The sequence below is a fragment of the Escherichia sp. WS547 genome (genome assembly GCF_046486065.1).
Lineage (GTDB): Bacteria > Pseudomonadota > Gammaproteobacteria > Enterobacterales > Enterobacteriaceae > Escherichia > Escherichia coli.
Window position 1 is genome coordinate 192,841 of sequence record NZ_JBJQMA010000007.1, and the last position, 9,010, is coordinate 201,850.

The 9,010-nt window shown below is 51.6% G+C and carries 6 protein-coding genes and 1 pseudogene; 3 read left to right on the forward strand and 4 right to left on the reverse strand.

From position 1 onward, the window contains the following. Window positions 1-63 precede the first annotated feature (63 nt). The 3 genes from topB to ACJHWK_RS09015 all read right to left on the reverse strand — a co-directional run bounded on the left by topB (window position 64) and on the right by ACJHWK_RS09015 (window position 3,735). Entirely contained in the window at window positions 64-2,019 is a 1,956-nt protein-coding gene (gene topB, locus ACJHWK_RS09005) for a DNA topoisomerase III (protein WP_001520656.1), read from the reverse strand. A 4-nt stretch (window positions 2,020-2,023) separates the two neighbouring features. Beyond that, on the reverse strand, window positions 2,024-3,067 hold the full coding sequence (gene selD, locus ACJHWK_RS09010; protein ID WP_001520658.1) for a selenide, water dikinase SelD: 1,044 nt from the start codon (window positions 3,065-3,067) through the stop codon (window positions 2,024-2,026). Window positions 3,068-3,183: 116 nt separating this feature from the next. Next, entirely contained in the window at window positions 3,184-3,735 is a 552-nt protein-coding gene (locus tag ACJHWK_RS09015) for an NAD(P)H nitroreductase (RefSeq protein ID WP_000339271.1), read from the reverse strand. A gap of 160 nt (window positions 3,736-3,895) precedes the next feature. On the opposite strand from ACJHWK_RS09015, the gene sppA reads away from it, so the two are divergent. The 3 genes from sppA (at window position 3,896) to pncA (ending at window position 7,586) form a co-directional block, all read left to right on the forward strand. After that, on the forward strand, window positions 3,896-5,752 hold the full coding sequence (gene sppA / locus ACJHWK_RS09020; RefSeq protein WP_170886358.1) for a signal peptide peptidase SppA: 1,857 nt from the start codon (window positions 3,896-3,898) through the stop codon (window positions 5,750-5,752). Window positions 5,753-5,917: 165 nt separating this feature from the next. Continuing rightward, entirely contained in the window at window positions 5,918-6,934 is a 1,017-nt protein-coding gene (gene ansA / locus ACJHWK_RS09025) for an asparaginase (protein ID WP_001170162.1), read from the forward strand. Between the two features lie 10 nt (window positions 6,935-6,944). Beyond that, window positions 6,945-7,586: a bifunctional nicotinamidase/pyrazinamidase gene (pncA, locus tag ACJHWK_RS09030; protein WP_001135079.1), complete on the forward strand. Its 642-nt coding sequence runs from the start codon at window positions 6,945-6,947 to the stop codon at window positions 7,584-7,586. Between the two features lie 92 nt (window positions 7,587-7,678). Here pncA and ACJHWK_RS09035 read toward each other — a convergent pair. Continuing rightward, window positions 7,679-8,905, reverse strand: a pseudogene (locus ACJHWK_RS09035) (MFS transporter); the annotation flags it as partial. Between the last annotated feature and the right edge of the window lie 105 nt (window positions 8,906-9,010).

Sequence of the window (9,010 nt, forward strand, 5' to 3'; positions counted from 1 at the left end):
GATACAGCGCAAACGCCTTATCCGGCAATAAAAATCTTCAGTATCAGATGGTTGAAAGAACCTTTATGTTATCACTCCATTGCCCGCCTCTTCTGATGGCGGGCTTTTTTTCGGCGCTCTCTTGCGTGGCGAATCCTTTTTCTTCCCTTCTCCACCGCCGGGAGCCATTATTCCCCGAAACTGCCTTACCGACGTGCGCTTTGCCTGATCAATCAACTGGTACAATGTCCCCACCAGCGGCTGCATAAAGTCCTGATAGCGACACTGCTTTTCACTGATTTGCGTCAGCACCGATTCCCAGTGCGCGGTCATGTCCGGTCGCGTCGCCATCTCTGGCAGCGAATGGAATAACGCTTTTCCGGCGTCGGTGGAGTGGATATAGCGCCCTTTTTTGGTCAGGAAGCCTCGCTTGAACAGCAGTTCAATAATCCCGGCGCGAGTCGCTTCTGTCCCCAGACCATCGGTCGCACGAAGGATCTTTTTCAGATCTTTGTCCTGCACAAAACGTGCTATCCCGGTCATCGCTGAAAGCAGTGTTGCATCGGTAAAATGGCGCGGCGGCTGGGTTTGCCGCTCTACCACTTCACCTTTTTCACACAGCAACTCATCGCCTTTCGCCACCACAGGCAGCGGCGTGCCGTCGTTTTCTTCATCGCGCTCTTTGCTGCCTAACAGTGTGCGCCAGCCTGCTTCAGCAAGAAAACGGGCTTTAGCGACAAATTTGCCTTTGGCAATGTCCAGTTCGATAACACACTTGCGGAACACCGCATCCGGGCAGAACTGCATCAAGTACTGACGGGCAATCAGGTTATAGACCTTCGCTTCGTTCTCCGTCAGGTTGATCGCAGAACTCCGTGCGGTCGGGATGATGGCGTGGTGCGCATCGACCTTTTTGTCATCCCAGCAGCGGTTGCGTATATCTGGATCGACCACTGGCTGCGGTAACAACCCCGGTGCATGAACGCTGATGGCATTCATCACTGCGTGGCGTCCGGCAAAATGCTCTTCCGGCAGATAGCGACAATCGGAACGCGGATAAGTGATTAGCTTGTGCGTTTCGTACAACTTCTGGCAGATATCAAGCACGTTCTGCGCGCTCAGACCAAAGCGTTTTGCCGCTTCAATCTGCAACGCCGAAAGCGAAAACGGCAGCGGTGCGGATTCTGATTCCCGTTTATCGTTATAGCTGGTGACAATAGCCGGTTGGCCGCTGATGCGGTTGACCACATGCTCCGCCAGCGGACGATGTAACAAGCGCCCTTCTTCATCCTGATAAGGTTCACACGCTTCGCTCGGTTGCCAGATAGCGGTAAACCGCTCATCGGCAGGTGTCACGATATGCGCTTTGACTTCAAAGAAATCTTTCGCCACGAAGTTTTCAATCTCTTCGTCGCGGCGCACCACCAGTCCGAGTACGGGCGTCTGCACGCGTCCCACGGAAAGTACGCCCTGATAACCCGCATTGCGACCGAGAATGGTGTAAGCGCGGGTCATATTGATGCCGTACAGCCAGTCGGCTCGGGCTCGCGCCAGTGCAGAAACGCACAACGGCACAAACTCACTGTTGGAACGAAGACGGTCGATCGCCCGCTCAACCGCCTGCGGGTTCAGGTCGTTTATCAAGCAACGCTGCACCTGCTGGCGCTTTTCCGGTGCCAGTTGCAGATAGTCCAGCACTTCATCCACCAGTAATTGCCCTTCGCGATCCGGGTCACCGGCGTGAACGATTTCGCTGGCTTCATGCAGGAAGCGTTTGATGACATTAAGTTGTTTGGTCACGGAGGGTCGGGGCTGTAATTGCCACTTTTCCGGGACAATCGGCAAATCAGCAAGATTCCAGCGCGCATAGCGGCTGTCGTAGGCGTCTGGCTGCGCCTGCTCAAGCAGGTGACCGATACACCAGGTCACCACCTGACCATTACCGCACTCGATAAAGCCATCGCCTTTCCGGTGCGGTTTGGGCAGGACATCAGCAATGGCGCGCGCCAGACTCGGTTTTTCGGCAATAAACAACCGCATTGAATTAACGGATCTCAACCATGGCACGACCGCCGCGCGCTGGCACCAGTTCGCCAATTGCCGTCAGTTCAATGCCAAACTCGGCGGCTGCAGCTTTAACCTCATTTTCTGCTTCCGGCATGACCGCAAGCAGCAAACCGCCAGAAGTTTGCGGATCGCACAGCAGATCGCGCACTTCACGCGGCATTTCACCCATCAGATGACCGTAGCTGGCAAAGTTACGTTCGGTGCCGCCAGGCACTGCGCCCAACTTAATGTACTCTTCAACCCCCGGCAGTTTCGGGATCGCTTCATAGTCGACGCGCGCCTGCACACCAGCACCCTGACACATTTCGCTTAAATGCCCCAGCAGACCAAAGCCCGTAACGTCGGTCATCGCTTTTACGCCTTCGATGTTGGCAAAGGACGCGCCTGCGATGTTCATCCGGCACATCACTTCCGTCGCCAGTCCCTGATGTTCTGGTTTCAGCAGTGATTTTTTCTCAGCCGTGGTAAGAACGCCGATCCCCAGCGGTTTCGTCAGGAACAGTTTGCATCCGGCTTGTGCGGTACTGTTTTTCTTCACCCGCTCGGTCGGTACGATCCCCGTTACCGCCAGACCAAAAATCGGCTCCGGCGCATCGATGGAGTGACCGCCAGCCAGCGCAATACCCGCCTGACGGCATGCATAGCGTCCACCTTCGGTTACTTCGCGGGCAATTTCAGGGGAAAGTTTGTTAATAGGCCAGCCGAGGATCGCAATCGCCATAATCGGTTTGCCACCCATCGCGAAGATATCACTGATGGCGTTAGTCGCCGCAATGCGGCCAAAATCGAAAGGATTATCAACGATCGGCATAAAGAAGTCGGTGGTACTGATAACGCTGGTGCCATTGCCCAGATCGTACACCGCCGCATCGTCGCGGGTTTCATTACCCACAAGCAAATTCGGATCAACAAACTTCGCCTGCTCACTGTGCAGGATAGTTTCCAACACTTTTGGGGAAATTTTACAGCCGCAACCAGCTCCGTGGCTGTATTGGGTCAAACGAATCGAGTTCTCGCTCATGGACATCTCCTGTCAATGCAATCCGGGTATGGTAACCCTCATTCCGTGAAGTGATAAGTGAGAGTGTCTGAATTCCTGCGCCTTTGCTCACAATCCAGACAGTTTCGCGACAATTATCAGAAATAAGTGACAAACGGCGTCGGGTCCGGGACGTTAATCGACGTAGATGCTTTCAGCTGCGGCGTACCAAGGTAGAGAAAACCGACAATTTTATCCTGCTCACGGCAACCGAATGCTTCACGCACTACCGGACTTTCAGTTAATGCGCCACTGCGCCAGATGCCGCCAAACCCCTGGGCAACTGCTGCCATTTGCATCGCCATGACCGCGCATCCCGCAGACATTTCCTGTTCCCAGCGCGGGACTTTATGATTTTCTTCGCATTTTGCCACCACCGTTATGATGAGCGGTGCGCGGAACGGCGCATTACGCGCTTTGTCGATAGCTTTTTCATCACTACCGGCAGCAATCGCCCCCTGTTCCAATAATGCGCTGAAACGCTCGCGTCCTTCCCCTTCAATCACAAAAAAATGCCACGGTTGCATGGACTTATGGTCCGGCGCACGCATACCCGCTCGCAGTATGTTTTGCAGTTGTTCACCCGTTGGCGCAGGTTCAGCCAGGCGGGAGGCGCTACGGCGATTGATCAATAGTTCGAGTGCATCCATTTGATTAACTCCTGTCATGATATTTATTCACAAAATTAACACGAGAGTGGATTTTGTTACAGCACAGTCCGCAATTCCTGCTGACAAGTGCCGGTTGGGTCATTACGATAACCACATCTATTGCGCCTGTGACAGGTGTGACCTTAAGTTGGGAGAATACATGCGAACCCTTTGGCGATTTATTGCCGGATTTTTTAAATGGACGTGGCGTCTGCTGAATTTCGTCCGTGAAATGGTACTTAACCTGTTCTTTATTTTTCTCGTGCTGGTTGGTGTGGGGATCTGGATGCAGGTCAGTGGTGGTGATTCGAAAGAAACGGCCAGTCGTGGCGCGCTGCTGCTGGACATATCTGGTGTGATCGTCGATAAACCCGACAGTTCTCAGCGGTTTAGTAAATTAAGCCGCCAACTACTTGGTGCCAGTTCCGATCGTCTGCAGGAAAACTCACTGTTTGATATCGTCAACACCATTCGCCAGGCGAAGGACGACCGCAATATCACCGGTATCGTGATGGATCTGAAAAACTTCGCAGGCGGCGACCAGCCGTCTATGCAGTACATCGGCAAAGCCCTGAAAGAGTTTCGTGACAGCGGGAAACCAGTTTATGCCATAGGCGAGAACTACAGCCAGGGGCAATATTATCTCGCCAGTTTCGCCAATAAAATTTGGCTGTCTCCGCAAGGCGTGGTTGATCTGCACGGCTTTGCCACCAACGGTCTGTACTACAAATCGTTACTGGATAAGCTGAAAGTTTCCACCCATGTGTTCCGCGTGGGTACGTATAAATCTGCCGTTGAACCGTTTATTCGTGATGATATGTCACCGGCAGCCCGCGAAGCTGACAGCCGCTGGATTGGTGAGCTGTGGCAAAACTATCTGAATACTGTTGCCGCTAACCGGCAGATCCCTGCTCAGCAGGTATTCCCTGGCGCGCAAGGGTTGCTTGAGGGTTTAACCAAAACCGGTGGCGATACCGCGAAATATGCGCTGGAAAACAAGCTGGTCGATGCACTGGCATCGAGTGCGGAAATCGAAAAAACTCTGACCAAAGAGTTCGGCTGGAGCAAGACTGATAAAAATTATCGCGCCATCAGTTATTACGATTACGCATTGAAAACGCCGGCAGATACCGGTGACAGCATCGGCGTCGTCTTCGCTAATGGCGCAATTATGGATGGCGAGGAAACTCAGGGGAATGTTGGCGGTGATACCACTGCGGCACAAATCCGCGACGCTCGCCTTGACCCGAAAGTGAAAGCGATTGTCCTGCGTGTTAATAGCCCAGGCGGCAGCGTTACCGCGTCTGAAGTGATTCGCGCTGAACTGGCAGCAGCCCGGGCAGCGGGTAAGCCTGTGGTTGTATCGATGGGCGGCATGGCGGCATCTGGTGGTTACTGGATTTCCACACCAGCTAATTACATTGTGGCTAACCCCAGCACCCTGACCGGTTCTATCGGTATCTTCGGCGTGATCACCACCGTAGAAAATAGTCTGGATTCGATTGGTGTTCATACTGATGGTGTATCAACTTCACCGTTGGCGGATGTTTCTATCACCAGGGCACTGCCGCCGGAAGCGCAGCAGATGATGCAGTTAAGCATTGAGAATGGCTATAAACGCTTTATCACGCTGGTTGCTGATGCGCGTCATTCGACGCCGGAGCAGATTGATAAAATCGCCCAGGGCCACGTCTGGACCGGTCAGGATGCAAAAGCTAACGGGCTGGTCGATAGTCTCGGGGATTTCGATGATGCGGTCGCCAAAGCAGCAGAGCTGGCAAAAGTGAAACAGTGGCATCTGGAATACTACGTTGATGAACCGACCTTCTTCGACAAAGTGATGGACAACATGTCTGGTTCTGTCCGGGCAATGTTGCCAGATGCGTTCCAGGCCATGTTACCTGCACCGCTGGCCTCGGTAGTCTCTACCGTTAAAAGTGAAAGCGACAAGCTGGCAGCGTTTAACGACCCACAAAACCGTTATGCGTTTTGCCTGACCTGCGCCAACGTGCGTTAAGTCTTGTACTAAGTGGCCGACAGATCGTCGGCCACATTTTTTTTACCTCGACGAATCCTCTTCCCGCTGTCTCGCCCCATATTTCCTTATCCGCATAGTATCAGGTGCGCTCCCCCTGCCTCACGTATATACTTTTGCTCTTTCGATATCATTCATATCAATATCATGCAAAAGAAATCAATTTACGTCGCCTACACGGGCGGGACCATCGGGATGCAGCGTTCCGAGCAGGGTTATATTCCGGTGTCAGGTCATCTACAGCGCCAACTGGCGCTGATGCCGGAATTCCATCGCCCGGAGATGCCAGATTTCACCATTCATGAATATACGCCGCTGATGGACTCTTCAGATATGACGCCAGAAGACTGGCAGCATATTGCTGAAGATATTAAAGCGCATTATGACGACTATGATGGTTTTGTCATTCTGCACGGCACCGACACGATGGCGTATACCGCCTCTGCGCTGTCGTTCATGCTCGAGAATCTCGGTAAACCGGTTATTGTGACAGGGTCACAAATCCCGCTAGCTGAGTTACGCTCTGACGGACAAATTAATCTGCTGAATGCGTTGTACGTTGCGGCGAATTATCCTATCAACGAAGTAACTCTCTTTTTTAATAATCGACTTTATCGTGGCAACCGTACCACCAAAGCCCATGCCGATGGTTTTGATGCGTTTGCCTCTCCAAACCTTCCTCCGTTACTGGAAGCAGGTATCCATATTCGTCGTTTGAATACGCCACCCGCCCCGCACGGTGAAGGGGAATTGATCGTTCATCCAATCACCCCACAACCGATTGGCGTAGTGACGATTTATCCAGGGATTTCTGCTGACGTCGTGCGCAATTTTCTGCGCCAACCGGTGAAAGCATTGATTCTGCGCTCATATGGCGTGGGTAATGCGCCACAAAACAAAGCCTTCCTGCAGGAATTACAAGAAGCCAGCGATCGCGGTATTGTGGTGGTCAACCTGACACAATGTATGTCCGGTAAAGTGAACATGGGTGGTTATGCCACCGGTAACGCCCTCGCCCATGCCGGCGTTATTGGCGGTGCAGATATGACTGTAGAAGCCACACTAACCAAACTGCATTACCTGCTTAGCCAGGAACTGGATACTGAAACCATTCGCAAGGCCATGAGCCAAAACCTGCGCGGCGAACTGACGCCGGATGATTAAGGAGACTGCAATGCCCCCTCGCGCCCTGTTACTGGTCGATTTACAAAATGATTTCTGTGCTGGTGGCGCGCTCGCCGTGCCGGAAGGTGACAGTACGGTGGATGTCGCTAACCGCCTGATTGACTGGTGCCAGTCGCGCGGTGAAGCGGTTATCGCCAGTCAGGACTGGCACCCGGCGAATCACGGCAGTTTTGCCAGTCAGCACGGTGTAGAGCCTTATACGCCAGGCCAACTCGACGGTTTGCCACAAACCTTCTGGCCAGATCACTGTGTGCAGAACAGTGAAGGCGCACAATTACATCCGTTACTGAACCAAAAAGCGATCGCAGCGGTGTTCCATAAAGGCGAAAATCCTTTAGTTGACAGTTACAGTGCCTTTTTTGATAACGGCCGTCGGCAGAAAACCACGCTCGATGACTGGTTACGCGATCATGAAATCGATGAATTGATCATTATGGGCCTGGCTACTGACTATTGCGTGAAGTTTACCGTACTGGACGCGTTACAGTTAGGTTATAAGGTTAATGTGATTACCGATGGTTGTCGTGGTGTGAATATCCAGCCACAGGACAGTGCGCACGCGTTTATGGAGATGTCAGCAGCTGGGGCAACGCTATATACGCTGGCAGACTGGGAAGAGACGCAGGAGTAATTTTATGCTGGCCTACAATTCTGTACTGCCATTGTAGGCCAGATAAAACACGTCAGTGGTACATCTGGCAATTGACGCCATCAACGAAAGATTTAATTCACCTCAGAAATCTCTTCCAATGACACCTTCCGCGTTTCGATGCCAAAAATGGAGAGAACCAGCGCACAGAGTACTAACATCACGCCAAGCACTATAAACACCGTGATTGACCCATAATGCGTTAATAGTGCCGCAACGCCATAAGGCGTGAAGACCGCGACGATCCGTCCGACGGCATTAACGAAACCTGAACCACGCAGGCGTAAATGCGTTGGCCAAAGCTCCGGGATATAAACCGCCGACGCGAAGCAAACATACATGTATAAAAAGAAGATCATCACCAGGCCATAGATTAAAATCGCCCACTCTGTAGTCTGAATTGAATAGATATAGCCTAACACGGCAATAATAATAAGTAAGGCGGAGCCAAATAATCGACGAGGAAAATGATCAATAATTAATGCCGCAATAAATATTCCTACCGGAGCGCCAATCATAATAACAGCAGTCATTAATATTGATTTATCAACATCAATGCCGGAGTTAACAAATATGGTCGGTATCCATACGGTGATGGTATAAAGTGAAATGTTCATTGCAATTAAAACAGTAATCGCGACTAATGTACGTCGTAACATTTCCCCTTTAAACAGCAGCCAGAAAGTACCATTGATTACGTTAGCCTTGCTGTTGCTCTGATTCAAAGTAAGCGGGGGTAAACGAACACTCTTCTCTCTTTCAATTTGCTGCTCTACTTCACGAAGTTGGCTTTCTGCACCTGCGATTTGTCCTTTCCCCGCCAACCATCGAGGCGACTCAATAAAGTATTTACCTGAGAGAAACCAGGCTAACAGTATGCCAATACCACCCAGCAGAAACATTATCCGCCAACTAAAAAAAGCGATAACCACCACGCCTATCGCCGCAGACAACATGGGCGACCAGTTACCGACAAATGAGAGCCGCGCGGACCATTTTCCAGGCACCGTCGCGGGGATAAACTCCGTAAACGAAGCATAGCCAACCATAATCAGCGCCCCCATTCCTGTGCCCATCAGGAAGCGAAAGAAGATGAGCCAGTACATATCAGGGACAAAAGCGGCCCCTGTTGCCGCAATACCGACGATGAGAAGATTTATGCGAAAAGCCCTGCGCCGCCCAAAATAATCACCGATGAACCCACCGGTAAGAGAGCCGATGAAATAACCAAACATTAATGCCGAGGTAAAGGCGGCATTGAGGAAATTATTTGACCATCCATTGCTTACCAGCTTTGCTAAGGAAGGTGCGAATAAGCGGGGAAATACTTCTCGGCTGACTCAGTCATTTCATTTCTTCATGTTTGAGCCGATTTTTTCTCCCGTAAATGCCTTGAATCAGCCTAT